At 35.1% G+C, this 17,014-nt stretch carries 16 protein-coding genes; 7 read left to right on the top strand and 9 right to left on the bottom strand.

Translation table 11 applies throughout. The annotated features are described in order from the left end of the window. Positions 1–72: 72 nt before the first annotated feature. From clpP to Q0871_RS08925, 5 genes are all read right to left on the bottom strand, one after another. The gene (gene clpP, locus Q0871_RS08945; RefSeq protein ID WP_133671851.1) at positions 73–753 is read right to left on the bottom strand and encodes an ATP-dependent Clp endopeptidase proteolytic subunit ClpP; all 681 of its coding nucleotides are present in this window, start codon (positions 751–753) and stop codon (positions 73–75) included. Positions 754–841: 88 nt separating this feature from the next. Continuing rightward, positions 842–2,164, bottom strand: coding sequence for a trigger factor (gene tig, locus Q0871_RS08940; protein WP_299321176.1), 1,323 nt, complete (start codon positions 2,162–2,164; stop codon positions 842–844). A gap of 100 nt (positions 2,165–2,264) precedes the next feature. Beyond that, positions 2,265–2,612, bottom strand: a complete 348-nt coding sequence (locus Q0871_RS08935; protein WP_073242464.1) for a phage holin family protein — start codon at positions 2,610–2,612, stop codon at positions 2,265–2,267. Positions 2,613–2,641: 29 nt separating this feature from the next. Then, the gene (locus Q0871_RS08930) at positions 2,642–3,418 is read right to left on the bottom strand and encodes an alpha/beta fold hydrolase (RefSeq protein ID WP_299321175.1); all 777 of its coding nucleotides are present in this window, start codon (positions 3,416–3,418) and stop codon (positions 2,642–2,644) included. Then, positions 3,415–4,128 carry a pyridoxine 5'-phosphate synthase gene (locus Q0871_RS08925; RefSeq protein ID WP_299321174.1) on the bottom strand — a complete coding sequence of 238 codons (714 nt, stop codon included), beginning with the start codon at positions 4,126–4,128 and terminating at the stop codon, positions 3,415–3,417. Before Q0871_RS08925 ends, Q0871_RS08930 begins: the two co-directional genes overlap by 4 nt. Positions 4,129–4,219: 91 nt before the next feature. Here Q0871_RS08925 and Q0871_RS08920 point away from each other — a divergent pair, with 91 nt between their 5' ends. The 7 genes from Q0871_RS08920 to Q0871_RS08890 all read left to right on the top strand — a co-directional run bounded on the left by Q0871_RS08920 (position 4,220) and on the right by Q0871_RS08890 (position 11,431). Continuing rightward, a complete protein-coding gene (locus tag Q0871_RS08920; protein WP_299321173.1) occupies positions 4,220–4,876 on the top strand; it encodes a CBS domain-containing protein in 657 nt (218 codons plus the stop codon). A 1-nt stretch (position 4,877) separates the two neighbouring features. Then, on the top strand, positions 4,878–5,759 hold the full coding sequence (locus Q0871_RS08915) for an NAD kinase (protein WP_299321172.1): 882 nt from the start codon (positions 4,878–4,880) through the stop codon (positions 5,757–5,759). Between the two features lie 113 nt (positions 5,760–5,872). Further along, positions 5,873–6,559, top strand: a complete 687-nt coding sequence (locus Q0871_RS08910; RefSeq protein WP_299321171.1) for a DUF6089 family protein — start codon at positions 5,873–5,875, stop codon at positions 6,557–6,559. An 8-nt stretch (positions 6,560–6,567) separates the two neighbouring features. Further along, entirely contained in the window at positions 6,568–7,308 is a 741-nt protein-coding gene (locus Q0871_RS08905) for an isoprenyl transferase (RefSeq protein WP_299321170.1), read from the top strand. 4 nt (positions 7,309–7,312) lie between these two features. Then, positions 7,313–9,910, top strand: coding sequence for a POTRA domain-containing protein (locus Q0871_RS08900; protein ID WP_299321281.1), 2,598 nt, complete (start codon positions 7,313–7,315; stop codon positions 9,908–9,910). Between the two features lie 103 nt (positions 9,911–10,013). Continuing rightward, positions 10,014–10,868, top strand: coding sequence for an OmpH family outer membrane protein (locus Q0871_RS08895; RefSeq protein ID WP_299321169.1), 855 nt, complete (start codon positions 10,014–10,016; stop codon positions 10,866–10,868). Between the two features lie 53 nt (positions 10,869–10,921). Beyond that, positions 10,922–11,431, top strand: coding sequence for an OmpH family outer membrane protein (locus Q0871_RS08890; protein WP_299321168.1), 510 nt, complete (start codon positions 10,922–10,924; stop codon positions 11,429–11,431). A 48-nt stretch (positions 11,432–11,479) separates the two neighbouring features. Here the strand turns inward: Q0871_RS08890 and Q0871_RS08885 are convergent, their stop codons facing one another. The 4 genes from Q0871_RS08885 to gcvP all read right to left on the bottom strand — a co-directional run bounded on the left by Q0871_RS08885 (position 11,480) and on the right by gcvP (position 16,948). Further along, the gene (locus Q0871_RS08885; protein ID WP_299321167.1) at positions 11,480–12,334 is read right to left on the bottom strand and encodes a glycosyltransferase family 2 protein; all 855 of its coding nucleotides are present in this window, start codon (positions 12,332–12,334) and stop codon (positions 11,480–11,482) included. Between the two features lie 15 nt (positions 12,335–12,349). Beyond that, positions 12,350–12,871 (bottom strand): methyltransferase, encoded by a 522-nt coding sequence (locus Q0871_RS08880; protein ID WP_299321166.1) that lies wholly within the window; start codon positions 12,869–12,871, stop codon positions 12,350–12,352. A gap of 2 nt (positions 12,872–12,873) precedes the next feature. Beyond that, complete coding sequence (locus Q0871_RS08875; RefSeq protein WP_299321165.1) at positions 12,874–13,932, bottom strand: 3-oxoacyl-ACP synthase III family protein; 1,059 nt, start codon at positions 13,930–13,932, stop codon at positions 12,874–12,876. Positions 13,933–14,095: 163 nt separating this feature from the next. Further along, positions 14,096–16,948: an aminomethyl-transferring glycine dehydrogenase gene (gene gcvP, locus Q0871_RS08870; protein WP_299321164.1), complete on the bottom strand. Its 2,853-nt coding sequence runs from the start codon at positions 16,946–16,948 to the stop codon at positions 14,096–14,098. Between the last annotated feature and the right edge of the window lie 66 nt (positions 16,949–17,014).

The following is a 17,014-nucleotide window of genomic DNA, read 5'->3' as shown; positions in this document are numbered from 1 at the left end:
TTCTATTCCTTAACGATCAAAAATCGTTTTTGGTTTAAAATCCATTAATTTATTTGATTCAATTAGTCGGATTTACTTCTTTTCCCTTACCAATATTTCATCAATCATACCATATTTAAGCGCTTCATCAGCTTTCATCCAGTAATCACGGTCACTATCATCACGAACTTTCTCAATATCGGTACCAGAGTGCTCTGCTATAATTTGGTACAATTCGTCTTTTAATTTCAATATCTCTCTAGCTGTAATTTCAATATCACTAGCTTGACCTTGAGCACCTCCCATTGGTTGGTGAATCATAACACGAGAGTGTTGTAGACCACTACGTTTTCCTTTTTCACCAGCGCATAAAAGTACAGCTCCCATAGAAGCGGCCATACCGGTGCAGATAGTAGCAACATCTGGCGTAATGAACTGCATGGTGTCATAAATGCCTAAACCTGCATAAACACTGCCACCTGGCGAGTTAATGTAAATTTGAATATCTTTTTTAGCATCAACACTGGCTAAAAATAATAATTGTGCTTGTATAATATTTGCTACTTGGTCATTTATGCCAGTGCCCATAAAAATGATGCGATCCATCATTAAACGTGAGTAAACGTCCATTGCAACAATGTTCATAGAACGTTCTTCAATAATGTTAGGCGTCATGTTCGTTGGGTACATGCTGCTCATTATAGAGTCGTAATAAGTGCTGCTAATGCCTTGATCGTTTATAGCGAAATTCTTGAATTCTTTTCCGTAATCCATAAATTGTATGTCTATATTTTAGAGTAAAAAAAGGTGCCGAAAATTTTATTTCCGGCACCGTAAAGATACTTAATTTATTGTTTGGAATTTATCCGTAAACTTCTTTCACGAAATTTTCATAGGTAACTTCCTTTGTTTTAAGATTTGCCTTTTCTTTGTAAAGATTCAATAATTTTTGACTCATCAATTGTTCTGATAGTCTTTTTACTTCATCTTGGTTACCAAGAACTCTTGCGGCAATACTGTCTAATTCTTCTTCTTTAGGATCCAATTGACCAAATTGTGCCATTTGAGAACGAATAAATCCTTTTGAGAATTCTTTCAATTCATCAAACTGAACTTGTAGTTCATTATCGCGAATTATTTTACCTTCAATTAATTGGTAGCGTAATCCTTTTTCAGATTTCGCATATTCTTCAACAGCTTGCTCTTCAGATAGTGGCTCCTCACCAGTCATTTGAATCCACTTGGTTAAGAAACCAGTTGGTAGTTCAAATTTGGTATTGTCAATGAAATATTCTGTAACGTCATTCAATAATTTTTGATCGGACTGTTGCTCAAATTGCTTTTCAGAATCTTCTTTGATACGCTCTTTTAATTCCTTTTCAGTTTTTACGCTGTCAGGACCAAAAAGTTTATCGAACAATTCTTGATTTAATTCAGCAGCTTCTCTTTCGTTAATTTCAGAAATAGTGAAAGTAACTTCAGTATCTAAAGACTCAGCTTTTTGCTTATCAACACCTAAGGCGCTAGATAACATGTAATCTTCGGTGAATAAACCTTTGGTTTTTAACGTAACAACATCACCAACTTTTTTGCCTTTTAATGCATCTAGAGCTTTTTTACTCTTCAACTTGTCAGTTTCAAGTAAGGTTTTGTTATCAATTTCTTCAGCTTCATTTGTAAATGTACCGCTTACTTCATCATTCTTTCTAACAACATCTTTAGTCACAAGTTTACCGTATTGCTTTTGAATACGTTCAACTTGCTCGTCGATCATTTTTTTGTCGGCAACAATTTTATATTGAGTAATAGGTTTTTTAGTTTTCAAAGAAACCTCGAAATTAGGAGCTAGACCTAATTCAAATTCAAAAGCCAATTCATCTTGATCCCAGTCAAAATTGTCTTGTTGTTTTGGTAATGGGTTACCTAAAACGTCTAACTTTTCTTCAGTTAGGTATTTGTTAAGATTGTCTTGCAACAATTTGTTTACTTCATCAACCAATACGGCTTTACCATATTGCTTTTTAATAAGACCCATAGGAACTTGGCCTTTTCTAAAACCAGGAATATTAGATTGCTTCTTATAATCCTTTAAAATGGTATCTACCTTATCTTGGTAATCTTCTTTTGTGATAGCAACTTTAACTACTGCATTTAAATCGTCTATCTGCTCTTTCGTAATATTCATTCCTTATTATCTATTTGCATGTATAAAATGGGATGCAAAAATACTACATTTTGCAAAGTCAACCAATTTTTTAAAGTATTGAATTTCAAATCACAAGCAACTACGACTTGTCGTCTTTTAACAGTGTAAAAAAGATGGATTGTAAAAAAGATAGCAAGAGGCTAAAAATCAATGCCCACCAAATGTTGCCAACGGCAAAACCATCAATAAGTTTATCTGCCAATAAAATAATTATTGCATTAATGATTAATAGAAATAAGCCAAAGGTAATAACGGTTACGGGTAGTGTTAATATCACTAATATTGGTTTGACAAGCAGATTTAAAATGCTTAATACTACAGCTACGATTACAGCGGTCATAAAACCGTCTACAGATACGTTTGGTAATACATTTGCTAAGATAATTACAGCAACGGCGCTCAATAGAATTCTTAAAATTAGTTTCATGGGTCTTGGTTTTAAATTAGTATAGTTATTTATTCTTTATTGAAAAAGGTGAGTGATTTTTTAAAAAATTGCTCTGGATTTTCAGCATGTAACCAGTGTCCTGCATTATCTATAGTTTCTACAGTTGCTTTTGGAAAGTGGCGGTGTATGATTTCAGTGTCATTTTTGGTAACATATTCAGATTTGTCTCCTCTTAAAAACAATGTGGGGCCGTCAAAACTGTCTGTGCTATTGATGTTGTCCCCAATTTCTTCCATCTTCTCGCTGAGCACCTTTAAGTTGAATTTAAAGCATAATTTTTTATCATCATTTCTATATAAATTTTTCAATAGAAATTGACGAATGCCTGCATTTGAAATGTATTTCTTTAATTGTTCGTCGGCATCTTTTCTTGATTTCAAATTTGTGGTATCAATAGTGTTTAAACCATTAATAATTTCTTGATGATGTGGAGGGTAATATTTTGGAGCGATATCTGCAACAAGCAGTTTGTTTACTCGCTCAGGGTATGTGCATGCAAATTGCATAGCTGTTTTACCTCCCATAGAATGACCGATTATTGCAGTGCTTTCGATATTATGTTCATCTAAATAATTCAGAAAATCATCTGCAAGTATATCATAATTGAAATCTGGTGAATGAAAACTTTTGCCGTGATTTCTTTGATCTATTAGGTGCACACAAAAACCATTTTCTGCATATAAAGTCCCTAGCGTTTTCCAATTATCTAACATGCCAAGAAATCCGTGTAAAATACACAAAGGTTTACCTTCTCCTAAAATTACTGAATGTAATATCTGTTTCATTTTAATCTGTGTAAATACATGTTTACCACATTGTCAAGCCCTAAGTACAATGCTTCGCTAATTAATGCATGACCTATAGATACTTCTAGTAAGTTAGGTATATTTTTAGTAAAATATTCAATGTTGTCTAAACTTAAATCATGACCAGCATTTATGCCAATACCTAGTTTGTTTGCGCGTTCAGCGGCTTCAATAAATGGTTTTATCGCTTTTTCTTTGTTTTGTGCATAATCGGTTGCGTAGCTCTCGGTATATAATTCAATTCTATCGGTGCCAACAGCTTTTGCGCCTTCGATCATTTTTGGATCTGGATCTACAAATATAGAAGTGCGAATACCGGCATCTTTAAAGGTTTTAATGACATCGGATAAAAACTCTTTGTTTTTTAGGGTGTCCCAACCGGCATTAGAGGTAATTGCATCAACAGAATCGGGTACCAAGGTCACTTGTTCTGGTTTTAACTCAAGAACTAGTTCAATGAATTTTGGAACCGGATTACCTTCAATATTAAATTCCGTCGTTACTGTTTTTTTTAAATCTCGTGCATCTTGGTATCTAATATGGCGTTCGTCTGGTCTTGGATGAATAGTGATTCCTTGTGCACCAAAACCTTCTAAATCTTTAGATACCTTAAGTAAATCTGGAACATTACCGCCACGGGCATTTCTGAGAGTTGCAATTTTGTTTACGTTAACGCTGAGTTTTGTCATTATGTCTTATTTACCTTTTAAGAGCATCAAAAATACAAATAAGGCACGCCTTTTGATATTATTAATTGTTATTTTGCGTTATATATAGCCTATGCATATTCAAGAACATATCATTACGAACTTACCAGTATTCGATATTAAGGATACTACTGAGAAAATTCTAGAATTTTTTCAGGACTCAACCTATTCCCATATTGCTATTTTGGAGGAAGGAAGGTTTTTAGGACTTTTCTCTGAAATAGATGCAGACGGGTTGCAGCCAGATGCTAAAATCGAAGAGTTCCGGTATGAGCTGCAAAGTTTTTTTGCTCGTAGAGATACCAATTGGTTAGATGTCTTGGAGATTTTTGCGCGTAATGAAGCTAATCTTCTTCCTGTAATCAATGAGAAAGAAGAAGTAACTGGTTACTACTGTTTAACTGATATTGTTTCTGAATTTATTGATACTCCGTTCTTCACTGATCCTGGTAGTATTTTGGTTGTAGCAAAAGGAACTAAAGATTACTCTTTTAGTGAAATTGCACAGATAGTTGAAAGTAATAATGCCAAACTTTACGGTGGTTTTATTACTAATACCCAAAATGATATTATTGAGGTGACATTAAAAATCACGGCTAATAATTACAATAAGGTAGTGCAGACTTTTAGGCGATATAATTATAATATTGTATTTGGAAATAGTGACGATGAGTTTCTTGAAGATTTAAAGAATCGCTCAGATTACTTGGAAAAATACCTTAATGTTTAATATGAAAGTAGCTGTATACGGTCAAACTTATCAAGATAATGCCATTGAATATCTCATAGAGTTATTAGATGAGTTAAGTAAGGTGTCTGCCGAAGTTTATATTGAAAAGGATTTTTACGATTTATACAGAGTTAAAAATACTACCCAAACATTTTCCACATTTACAATCGATGAAGGTCTGAATGCCTCTTTTGACATGTTCGTTAGTTTTGGTGGAGATGGTACAATATTAAGAGCTACAACTTTTGTAAAAGATTTAGGTATACCAATTGTTGGTGTTAATACCGGTAGGTTGGGATTTCTCTCCACCTTTAAAAAAGAAGACGTTAGAAAAGTAGTTCGAGAGTTTAAGCAAGGTGCGTATACTGTTGTAGAACGTAGCTTGGTTCAGTTGAACACGAAGGAGCTTGATGTGGAATTCGGAGAACTTAATTTTGCATTGAACGAAATTACCGTAAGTAGAAAAGACACGACCTCTATGATAACGGTCGAAACATTTTTAAATAACGAATACTTGACTTCTTATTGGGCAGACGGATTAATTATTTCGACCCCAACAGGATCTACAGGATATTCTTTAAGTTGTGGTGGTCCGGTAATTGTGCCTACCGCAAAGTCATTGGTCTTGACGCCTATTGCGCCACATAATTTAAACGCTAGACCATTGGTAATTTCAGATGATACCGTAATTCGTTTAAAAGTGTCTGGTAGAGAAGAGAACCACTTGGTTTCTTTAGATTCAAGAATAGCATCATTAGAAAATGGTCAAGAAATTACCATTAGTAAAGCACCCTTTACTATTAAAATGATAGAATATACTTCAGAAAGTTTTTTAAAGACCTTAAGAAATAAGCTTCTTTGGGGTGAGGATAGGCGAAATTGAGCCGACTTTTAAACAATAAATGCCCTTAATCGCTGTTTATCTTTTGAGAACATAAAAATTATTGCGTTTTCAATATTAAATATAATATCTGCAATAATTGTAAAATCTATTTTATGCGTTACATAACGTTGTTAGTATTGCTTTTTTCACTGTCAGGTTTGCAGGCGCAGACGTATGAGGTGGGTATTTTTGCTGGTGGTGCCAATACAATTAGTGATGTTGGCAAAACAAATTATCTTTTGCCTTCTAATATTGCTTTTGGCGGATTGTTTAAATGGAACGTAAGTAAAAGGTATGCATGGAGGGGAAGTTTAACGTACGGTAAGTTCACTGCAGATGACAATAAGTCTAATTCGACAGCAAGACAGCAAAGGGGTTATGTAATTGATAATTCTATTTTAGAAGGTTCTGTTGGTTTAGAGTTTAACTTTGTAGAATATAATTTGCACAAACTTGGTCCTGCTTTTACACCTTATTTGTATACGGGTCTTACCTATTTTAGGTATGATTATCAGTATTTTAATGGCGGTGTTCTACAAGATATTAATCAAAGAGAAGGAAGTTTTGCAGTGCCAATGACCGTTGGTTTTAAATATCGTATCAATCAGTTTCTTATTTTTGGGGGCGAAATTGGTGCTAGGTATACTTTTACAGATAACTTAGATGGAAGTAACCCAGAGGGTTCTAACTTTGAAGAATTTCAATTTGGTAATATTTTTAGTGATGACTGGTATGTATTTTCTGGTTTAACCCTAACTTATACCTTTGGTAGAAAACCTTGTATGGATTGTTTTGAGTAATTTTTAAGATGAGTGATATAAACGATATTGATAAACTGAATGTTCCAAAGCACCTTGCTATTATCATGGACGGTAACGGTAGGTGGGCAAAAGAACGTGGTAAACTAAGAGTTTTTGGTCACGAACATGGTGTAAAAACGGTAAGAATTGTCGTTGAAGAATGTGTTCAATTGAAGGTTGACTACCTTACATTATATACTTTTTCTACAGAAAATTGGAACAGACCAAAGATAGAAGTGCAGACACTTATGCGCTTATTGGTGTCTTCATTGAAGAAAGAACTTAAAACTTTTAACAAAAACAACATCCGTTTAAATACTATTGGTAAAATAGATGCGCTGCCTACTAAGGCGTATAGAGAGTTGGTCGAAGTAATGGATCAAACAAAGCAAAACACAGGCATGACGCTGACTTTGGCTTTGAGCTATGGGGCTCGAGAAGAGCTTCAATCTATGGTGAAAGAGATAAGTACCAAAGTTAAAAATAATATAATTTCAATTGAAAACATTGACCAAGAAATTATAAATAGCCATCTTTACACGCATGATTTACCAGACGTAGATTTGCTTATCCGTACTAGTGGAGAACATCGGATCAGCAATTTCTTATTATGGCAAATAGCGTATGCAGAGTTATATTTTATTGACGTATATTGGCCTGATTTTAGAGAGCACCACTTGGTGGAGGCCATAAAAAATTACCAGAACAGAGAACGAAGATTTGGAAAAACAAGCGAACAACTCACTTAAAGATATGACTAGGTTCATATCCTTGAACCACTTTTTAACTACACTTTTATTTTTAACGACCTTTATTGCCGCCGCACAGGATGATACCTATGAGGATGGTAAAAGCTATATTTTAGGTGGTATAGACGTTACCGGGCTGCAAAGTTATAATGAGCAAACCGTAAAAACGTACACAGGCTTAAGAGTAGGTCAACCTATTATATTACCGGGAGAACAAATTAGTGCAGTCATTAAAAAATTGTGGGGTCTTGAGCTTTTCAGTGAAATAGACATCTTTATTACCAATATTGAAGAAAACACCGTTTTTCTTGAATTGAACATAATAGAACGACCTACATTGACCAATGTAAAGTTTTACGGTGTTAAAAAAGGTAAAGTAGAAGGCTTAATTAAGGATACTGATCTTAAAAAAGGAAAGAAAATTACCGAAAGTTTAATTTCTAACTCCAAAAATTACATCACCAATAAGTATAAAAAACAAGGCTATTTAAACGCTGATGTTACTATTGCTACTTCTAAAGATACTATTGAAGGTAATACCCAAAATATGGTGGTTAATGTCAACAAAGGGGATAAAGTGAAAATTCGCGATATCATATTTGAAGGTAACAATCAATTGACTGATAAGAAGTTACGTAAAGCTTTGAAAAGTACCAAACAGAAAAAATTAGGTCGTTTCTGGAAAAAATCAAAATACATTCAAGAAGATTACGAAGAAGATCTTAGTTTACTGGTAGACAAATTTGCTGAAAATGGATACCGTGATGCTCGTGTAATTTCTGATTCTATTATTAAGATTGATGAAAATAACATTGATTTAAAAATAAAAGTTGAAGAAGGCGATAAGTATTACTTTGGTAATATTGATTTCGTTGGAAATACGGTATATACAGACCGTCAATTAAATCAGGTTTTAGGTATTAAAAAAGGTGATACTTATAATGGTGTGTTGTTACGAGAAAGAATAGCAGATAATTCTAAGCCTGATCCAAGTGATGTTACTAGTTTGTATCAAAACAACGGTTACTTATTTTCTACTATAAATCCAGTTGAGATTTCTGCAGCTAATGATACTATTGATTTTGAGATTAGAATTATTGAGGGTAAAGAAACTTTCTTAGATCACGTTACTGTATCTGGTAACGATAAAACGAATGACCATGTTATTTATCGTGAATTACGAACAAGACCTGGTCAGAAGTACAACAAGGCAGATATTATTAGAACTATTCGTGAATTAGGTCAACTTGGCTTTTTCGATGCGGAACAAATTACACCAGATGTCTTAAATGCGAACCCAAATGAAGGTACGGTAGATTTAGCTTGGAATTTGGTAGAGTCTGGTTCTAGCCAAATAGAATTGCAAGGTGGTTATGGCGGCGGTGGTTTCATTGGTACATTAGGACTGTCTTTTAGTAACTTCTCTATTCAGAATTTATTTAAAAAAGAAAAGTACAAACCGGTACCAATGGGTGATGGTCAAACTTTCGCTTTACGTTTACAGGCAAGTCAGACGTACAGGGTATATAGCTTAAACTTTGCAGAACCTTGGTTAGGTGGTAAAAAGCCAGTACGTTTTAATTTAAGTATGTCTAGAACGCAACAGTTTGCAGCTTCTTTTGACACTAGTGGAGATATTGATATTGATAAGGATCAACAGTTTTCTATTACGGGTATAACTGCAGGTTTAGCAAAGCGTGTACAATGGCCAGATGATTTCTTCACCATTTCACACTCACTTAGTTACCAGTTGTATGATTTTAGAAATTATAACATAGGTCTGTTTAACTTTGGTGATGGTAAGGCAAATTCATTAGCGTATACTTTTGGTATCTCAAGAAATGCTACTCAAGGTGGACGTATATTCCCAAGAGGAGGTTCTAACTTTGAAATAAGTGCTAAGTTTACTCCACCATGGTCTGTATTTAGTGATAAAGATTATAGATCTTTGCAAGATCGTTCAGCAGAAATAGAAGATATTGCTTCAGTTAATAGAACTGCCGCTGAACAGGCAGAACTTGAAGAAATTGATCAAGAACGCTTTAGATGGTTAGAATATTATAAAGTAAAATTTAAAGGAGATTGGTATACTACGTTGGTCGACAAATTAGTACTGCGCAGTAATGCAGAGTTTGGTTTCTTAGGTAATTATAACAGTGCAGTTGGAGACGTGCCATTTGAAAGATTTTACGTAGGTGGAGATGGTTTAGGTAATTTTACATTAGATGGTAGAGATGTAGTTCAATTAAGAGGTTATGATGAACAGGCGATAACACCGTATTCAGAAGATGGGTCTGTAGAAGGGGCGTTGATTTATAATAAATTCTCATTAGAGTTACGTTATCCATTAACATTGAAGCCTTCTGCATCTATTTACGGACTGGCATTTTTAGAGGCTGGTAATTCTTTCAACAATTTTCAAGACTTTAATCCGTTTGAATTAAAACGATCGGCCGGTGTGGGGCTGCGTATCTTTATGCCAGCATTTGGTTTGTTGGGTATTGATTTTGGTTACGGATTCGATGAGGATCTTAATCCAGCTTCTGCAGGGCAAGGACCAAGCGGATGGCAAACACACTTCATCATTGGTCAACAGTTTTAATTTTCATTGAATTATTATAATCGTGCTTAGTGCTAATCCTTTAATTTTAAAAGATTTAGTAATTTTGGCACGATATTTTCTATAGGATTAAACGACATTAACAATGAGTACAAAAACAAAAGTTCTATTACTAGTTTCGGTCATCTTCATTACAATGCAGGGTTTTGCCCAAAGAGGGGTTAGAATGGCCTATGTAGATATGGAGTACATTTTACAGAATGTAGATGAATACAGAGAAGCTACCGAGCAGTTAGAAACTAAAGTACAGCGTTGGAAAGTTGAAGTCGAGCAGAAGCAAAGTGTTGTGGAGCAGATGAAGAAAGATTTAATGGCAGAGAAAGTGCTATTGACTCCAGAGCTTATTGCAGAACGTGAAGAAGAAATTCAAATTTTGGAACGTGAAATGATCGAGTACCAACAAGATCGTTTTGGACCGCAAGGAGATTTAGTTTTGCAAAAAAGAAGGCTAATACAGCCTATACAAGATCAAGTGTTCAATGAAGTACAAAAAATTGGCACGAATAAAAAGTATGATTTTATTTTTGATAAATCTGCGGATGTTGTAATGTTGTATTCCGAAAAAAGACACGATATCAGTGATTTAGTGTTAAGGGGTATAGCTAGAACAAGAAAAATTAGCAAACCGACTAAAAAATCAAATGATCGTAGTAGATTAGATGATTTTGATGATGAAGAGGAAGAAGTTGTAAGTGAAGCATTACAAGAGCGTTTAGATAAAGCCGCTGAAGCAACTGAGACAAGAGAGAAAAGTGCTGCCGATGCGAAAGCTGAGCAACTAAAATTGCGTGAAGAACGTAAGAAGGCATACGAAGAAAGAAGAAAGAAGTTGTTAGAGGAACGCGAAGCTAAGAGATTAGAAAAATTAAAGGAAAGAAGCGAAAATAAAGAAGACGAAGAAAATAGCGATACCGAAAAAGACGATAACGGTACTATTTAAATAGGTTTAACAACCATAAAAATTAACACTCAATTAGAATTAAAATTACACTCATGAAACAAGTAAAAAAAATTGCGGTAGCCTTATTGTTGTTCGTAGCAACAACAAGTTTTGTAAATGCCCAAAGTAAGGTAGCTCATATAGACGTTACTCAATTATTATCTGCAATGCCAGAAATGAAATCGGCAGAAGCTGAGCTTAAGAAATTACAAGAAACTTACAATGCAGATATTGAAGGTTCAATGACAGAGTTGCGTAACAAGTACACACAGTACCAAAACGAAGCAGCGGCGAAGTCTAAAGAAGAGAACGAAAAAAGAGCTATAGAATTACAAGGTTACGAAAAGAATATTGGTGAGGCTCAACAAAGAGCTCAACAAGAATTCCAAAAGAAACAAGCTGAGTTATTCGCTCCTATTTCTGAAAAAGCGAAAGCAGCAATTGAACAAGTTGCAGCGGCACAAGGATTTGATTACGTTGTCGATGCACAAGCTGGTGGCGGTCTAATCGTTGCAAAAGGAAAAGACCTTTTAGCTGATGTTAAAAAACAATTAGGTTTCTAATAAGAGCCTTATAGTAAAAAAGAAAGCCATCTAATTAGATGGCTTTTTTTATGCTTTGATTTTTCTTTTAATATTCGTCCAGCGTAGGGTTTTGATGAACTTGCCTTCTTCGGCAGTTACCAAATAAGAGGTCTTATTTTGAGAGGCCTGTACATAACCAGACATGTTGTTCCAAAATGATTTTACAGATTTATTTTTCATAGCCATTTTCATCGAGGCAATACATGTGATTACGAATCCATAACGCATGGTATACATAGCTTTACCTTGTAACCTTTTCGCTTTTGCATTATATGCCTTCCCTGTAGGTCTTAGATGTTTTACTTTAAGTGTTGTATCAGTATATATTGTAAAGTTATGAAACCTTGCTAAGAGCTCATCTACCGTATCCCATCCAATTGCATTCTTCAATCCTCCTATGGTTTTAAAACAAGCTTTAGAATAGGCTTTAATGGCACCTCGTACATGATCTTTATCCATTGGGTGGTTCAATATCCATTCCCCAGCGTTATTTTGCTCATATATGAATCCACCACAAATACCTAAATTCTTAATTTGCAGATAGTACGAACATATTACTTTAAAGTAATTAGAAGGTAAAATAACATCGGCATCTAGTTTTACGATAACATCATAATTATCGTCCAAAACTTCTAATCCCTTATTAAATGCATTAATTACTTTACTGCCTGGCATATGTTGTGTTGAAGAGGTTGTATTCAACTTTTGAAACAGACTGTTCGCTGTACAGTATTGGTCTATAATGTTTTCTGTGCCGTCAGTAGAATTATCATTAACTAGAACAACTTTTTTAGGGGCTAATTTCTGTTGTAAAATAGAGTCTAAAGTACTTTTTAAAAAAGCCTCCTCGTTGTGTATAGGAATAACTATGTAGTAATCCATTTTAAACATAGTCTCTTATTTTCTGGTAGCGTAAACAATATAGTACCTCGGTGTAAATAAACGTAGAAAAGGTCTGAAGCCCATTTTTTTTACTGGATGGGCCCATTTCTTAGAATCTTGAATTTCCCATCCGGCTTTTTCTAATAGCCAGTCAAATTGCCAATCTTCAAATTCATGATAATGCCTGTCCCATTTATCTGTTTTGCTTCTATAGGCAGGAGAAAACCATAATTTCAGAGGTATGCTCGCAACTAATTTAGTAGCCTTGGTATTTGAAAGTAAATTCAATGGAGCTAAAAGATGTTCAAAAATCTCGAAAGCAGTAATGACATCTGCATTTGTGTTTGATACCGCGCTATAATCGATATCTAAATCTTCACCTTGGGTATTCTTTACCGAATAACCATCTTTTACCATGATTTTGGTAAACGGATTCTCAACACCCAAATCTAATATAGATTCGTCGGTGTTTATGTGCTTACGTAAAAAATGAAGTGTGTGTTTGTAACGTTTGTTTGGAAAACTGTTTTCGTACATGTTTAGATTCTGTATACCATTGCATTGACGTTCATTCCGGCGCCAACACTAGCAAAGATAACAACATCTCCCTTTTTAATTTCCTGATTTTCTAATTTACCGTCCTTTACAAGGTCAAATAAAGTGGGTATAGTGGCAACAGAGCTATTACCTAGCTTTGAAATACTCATGGGCATAATACCTTCGGGCATTTCTTTACCATATATTTTGTAGAAGCGTTTTACTATCGCTTCATCCATTTTTTCATTTGCTTGGTGAATAAATATCTTTTTCACCTCATCAATCTTAATACCGCTGTTATCTAAGCACGACGCCATAGCAGATGGTACGTTTGTTACCGCAAATTCATAAATTTTTCTACCGAGCATTTTTATATAGTAAGCCTTTTTCTCGTCCTCTTTATTGTAAGATTCTCCAAAAAAAAGAAAGTTGGCTTCATCGTTTGCATAGGTTGCAGATTCGTGACCTAATATTTCACCACCGTCAGTAGAGCTTTCTAAAATTGCAGCACCTGCACCATCAGAATATATCATAGCATCGCGATCATTATCGTCTACAATTCTTGATAAAGTCTCAGCGCCAATAACCAAACATTTTTTGGCAATACCACTTTTGATGAACGCATTGGCTTGAATCATACCTTCGAGCCAACCTGGACAGCCAAAGATTAAATCATACGCAACACACTTCGGATTCTTTATCTGTAATTGGTGCTTTACTCTAGTGGCTAAACTTGGTAGTGTATCGCCTTGAATATAGCCCTCTTTTAAGTCACCAAAATTATGGGCGACAATGATGTAGTCTAAACTTTCTTTGTCTATTTGAGCATTCTTAATAGCTTTTTCAGCAGCGAAAAATGCTAAGTTAGACGTAGTGAATTCTTTAGGAGCATATCGCCTTTCTTCAATACCAGTAATGGCTTTAAACTTCTCTATAATAACTTCGTTATTATGTTTGAAGGATGTGCCGTCTAAATTTAAAAAATTATGGTTATTAAAATCTGTGTTAGAAATTTTTAAATCAGGAATATAGCTTCCTGTTCCCGTAATTGATATGCTCATTTTAATTTTTTGAATTGTGCCCGGCAATTTAAGTAAATTATAAAAATATTATATGCATGCATAGTAAATTTTACGATGGTCAATGCACATTTCTTAAAATAAGTCAAATTAAAAAAGCCTTTTCGAATTGTCGAAAAGGCTTGGTAGTATGGCTTTAGAGCTATTATTCAGTTTCCATGTACGCCTCAATTGGTGCGCATGTACAAATTAAATTACGGTCTCCATATGCATCGTCAACTCTACGTACCGAAGGCCAAAATTTATTTTCGGCAATGTATGGTAATGGAAAAGTTGCTTTTTGTCTTGAGTATGGAAATTGCCAATCATCTGTTGTGGCCATTTCTAATGTATGCGGAGCATTTTTAAGTACGTTATTTGACTCATCAGCATTAGATTCGTCTATTTCTGATCGAATAGAAGTCATTGCTTCGCAGAACCTGTCTAGCTCAGCTAAATTTTCACTTTCGGTAGGCTCGATCATTACTGTTCCTGCAACAGGAAATGAAACCGTTGGAGCGTGAAACCCGTAGTCCATTAATCGCTTTGCAATGTCGGTTACCTCAATGCCGTTTTTCTTGAAAGGCCTACAGTCCAATATCATTTCATGAGCTGCTCTCCCTTTTTCACCCGTGTATAAAACATCAAATTTACCTTCAAGCTTATGCTTAATATAATTGGCATTAAGAATGGCAATCTTTGTTGATTGGGTAAGACCATGTTCACCTAACATTTTAATGTATCCGTAAGAAATTAGGCAAACCAATGAACTTCCCCATGGGGCTGCAGAAATTGCTGTAATAGCATCTTCTCCACCTGTTGTTATTACTGGGTTACTTGGTAAAAATGGAACCAGTTGTGGAGCAACGCATATTGGACCAACACCTGGTCCGCCGCCACCATGTGGTATAGCGAAAGTTTTGTGTAAGTTTAAATGACAAACATCTGCACCAATGGTTGCTGGGTTTGTTAAACCAACTTGTGCATTCATATTGGCGCCGTCCATATAGACTTGACCACCATGATCATGAATTAATTTTGTAATCTGCTTAATTGATGATTCAAATACACCATGTGTAGATGGGTATGTCACCATTAACGCAGCTAAGTTGTCTGAATGTAATTTTGCTTTCTCTTCAAGATCCGCAACATCAATATTTCCTTTCTCATCTGTCTTGGTTACCACAACTTTCATACCTGCCATTACAGCAGAAGCCGGGTTGGTACCATGTGCCGAAGATGGAATCAAGCATATGTTTCTATGAGATTCTCCTCTAGATTCATGATACGCTCTAATAACCATTAACCCTGCATACTCGCCTTGTGCACCAGAATTTGGTTGCAATGAAGTGTCTGCAAAACCTGTAATTACCGAAAGATCTTTTGCTAGTTCTCTTAGAATAGTTTGGTATCCTTCTGCTTGGTCAATCGGTACAAATGGGTGAATATTTCCCCAGTTAGAAGAACTTAATGGCAACATTTCACTAGCTGCATTTAATTTCATGGTACAGCTACCCAAAGAAATCATACTATGATTTAGAGCTAAATCTTTGCGTTCCAATTTCTTAATGTAACGCATTAATTCAGTCTCTGAATGGTATGAATTAAACACCTTGTTTTCCATGAAAGCACTGCTACGCTGAATATTGTTTGGTATTGAAGTTGAGCTTAGCAAACTAGTGATTTCTGTTGCAGACTTGCCAAGAGCCTCAGTGAAAATGGATATAATCTGATTGATATCGTTTAATGAGGTAGCTTCATTGACTGCGATTGAAATAGTATCATTATCTACATAGTTGAAATTAACTTCATTTGCTTCTGCAATTGGGCGTATTTTTTTAGCATCTGCTTTTACCGTAATAGTATCGAAATAAGCTGAGTTAATCTGGTATAGACCCAAATTCTCAAGAGCATCAACTAACGTAACTGCGGTAGCGTGAATTTTTGAGGCTATGTATTTTAGCCCTTTTGGACCGTGATACACCCCGTACATACCTGCCATTACCGCCAATAATACCTGCGCCGTACAAATGTTGGATGTTGCTTTGTCTCTTTTAATATGTTGTTCCCTAGTCTGCAATGCCATTCTTAAAGCAGGCTTCCCATCGGTATCTTTCGTTACACCGATTATTCTACCAGGTATATTTCTTTTAAATTCTTCTTTTGTAGCAAAGAAGGCAGCGTGAGGACCACCATAACCTAACGGAATTCCAAAACGCTGTGTAGTACCAACAACTACGTCTACACCAAAATCTCCAGGAGGAGTCAATAGCACTAAGCTCATGATATCTGCAGCTACAGCTACCTTGATTTCATTTTCCTTTGCTTTAGCAACAAAATCAGCATAATCAAAGACTTGTCCGTATTTGCCAGGATACTGTAGTAGGGCACCATAAAAATCTGTACTGAAGTCAAATTCTTCATGATTGCCAATTACCAGTTCGATACCTAAAGGAGTCGAGCGGGTATTTAAAAGTGATAGTGTTTGCGGTAAAATTTCTTCTGATACAAAGAATTTTACAATGTTGTTCTTTTTTTGATCACGGCTTCTTACATCAAAAAGCATGGTCATTGCTTCTGCAGCAGCTGTACTTTCATCTAAAAGCGAAGCATTTGCAAGTTTCATTCCTGTTAAATCTGAAACTATGGTTTGAAAGTTTAATAATGCTTCTAATCTACCTTGGGCAATTTCAGCTTGATATGGAGTGTAAGCAGTGTACCAACCCGGGTTTTCAAGAATATTTCTTTTAATTACTGACGGAATCAAACTTTCGTGATATCCTAAACCAATATAAGTTCTAAAAACTTTATTTTTTTTAGATAACGCTTCTGTGTGTGCAAGAAACTTATGCTCACTCATTGGTGGATCTAATTTTAGGGGCTCTTTAAGGCGAATATGTTCTGGTATGGTCTCAAAAATAAGCTGTTCCAGATTTTCAACACCTACCGTGTTGAACATGGTATTTAAATCTTCATCCCTAATGCCGATATGGCGTAATGCAAACACGTCAGTCTTCATAGATACTATTGTTATATAATGTGTAAAATTACCACTTTTATGTGTTTAAATTAGTGCTGTAAGCTA

Origin of the sequence: uncultured Maribacter sp. (genome assembly GCF_947500985.1) — a bacterium.
Taxonomy (GTDB): domain Bacteria; phylum Bacteroidota; class Bacteroidia; order Flavobacteriales; family Flavobacteriaceae; genus Maribacter.
Note: the sequence above shows the minus strand (reverse complement) of the source record. Positions and strands in the feature narration are given on the sequence as shown.

What these genes read in the sequence shown, in the direction of transcription:
- Q0871_RS08905 (WP_299321170.1), top strand. Translation starts at nt 6,568, where the DNA reads ATGAGTGATATAAACGATATTGATAAACTGAATGTTCCAAAGCACCTT.
- Q0871_RS08915 (WP_299321172.1), top strand. Translation starts at nt 4,878, where the DNA reads ATGAAAGTAGCTGTATACGGTCAAACTTATCAAGATAATGCCATTGAA.
- Q0871_RS08910 (WP_299321171.1), top strand. Translation starts at nt 5,873, where the DNA reads ATGCGTTACATAACGTTGTTAGTATTGCTTTTTTCACTGTCAGGTTTG.
- Q0871_RS08900 (WP_299321281.1), top strand. Translation starts at nt 7,313, where the DNA reads ATGACTAGGTTCATATCCTTGAACCACTTTTTAACTACACTTTTATTT.
- Q0871_RS08925 (WP_299321174.1), bottom strand. Translation starts at nt 4,128, where the DNA reads ATGACAAAACTCAGCGTTAACGTAAACAAAATTGCAACTCTCAGAAAT.
- Q0871_RS08890 (WP_299321168.1), top strand. Translation starts at nt 10,922, where the DNA reads ATGAAACAAGTAAAAAAAATTGCGGTAGCCTTATTGTTGTTCGTAGCA.
- gcvP (WP_299321164.1), bottom strand. Translation starts at nt 16,948, where the DNA reads ATGAAGACTGACGTGTTTGCATTACGCCATATCGGCATTAGGGATGAA.
- Q0871_RS08935 (WP_073242464.1), bottom strand. Translation starts at nt 2,612, where the DNA reads ATGAAACTAATTTTAAGAATTCTATTGAGCGCCGTTGCTGTAATTATC.
- tig (WP_299321176.1), bottom strand. Translation starts at nt 2,164, where the DNA reads ATGAATATTACGAAAGAGCAGATAGACGATTTAAATGCAGTAGTTAAA.
- Q0871_RS08895 (WP_299321169.1), top strand. Translation starts at nt 10,014, where the DNA reads ATGAGTACAAAAACAAAAGTTCTATTACTAGTTTCGGTCATCTTCATT.
- Q0871_RS08920 (WP_299321173.1), top strand. Translation starts at nt 4,220, where the DNA reads ATGCATATTCAAGAACATATCATTACGAACTTACCAGTATTCGATATT.
- Q0871_RS08930 (WP_299321175.1), bottom strand. Translation starts at nt 3,418, where the DNA reads ATGAAACAGATATTACATTCAGTAATTTTAGGAGAAGGTAAACCTTTG.
- clpP (WP_133671851.1), bottom strand. Translation starts at nt 753, where the DNA reads ATGGATTACGGAAAAGAATTCAAGAATTTCGCTATAAACGATCAAGGC.
- Q0871_RS08875 (WP_299321165.1), bottom strand. Translation starts at nt 13,932, where the DNA reads ATGAGCATATCAATTACGGGAACAGGAAGCTATATTCCTGATTTAAAA.
- Q0871_RS08885 (WP_299321167.1), bottom strand. Translation starts at nt 12,334, where the DNA reads ATGGATTACTACATAGTTATTCCTATACACAACGAGGAGGCTTTTTTA.
- Q0871_RS08880 (WP_299321166.1), bottom strand. Translation starts at nt 12,871, where the DNA reads ATGTACGAAAACAGTTTTCCAAACAAACGTTACAAACACACACTTCAT.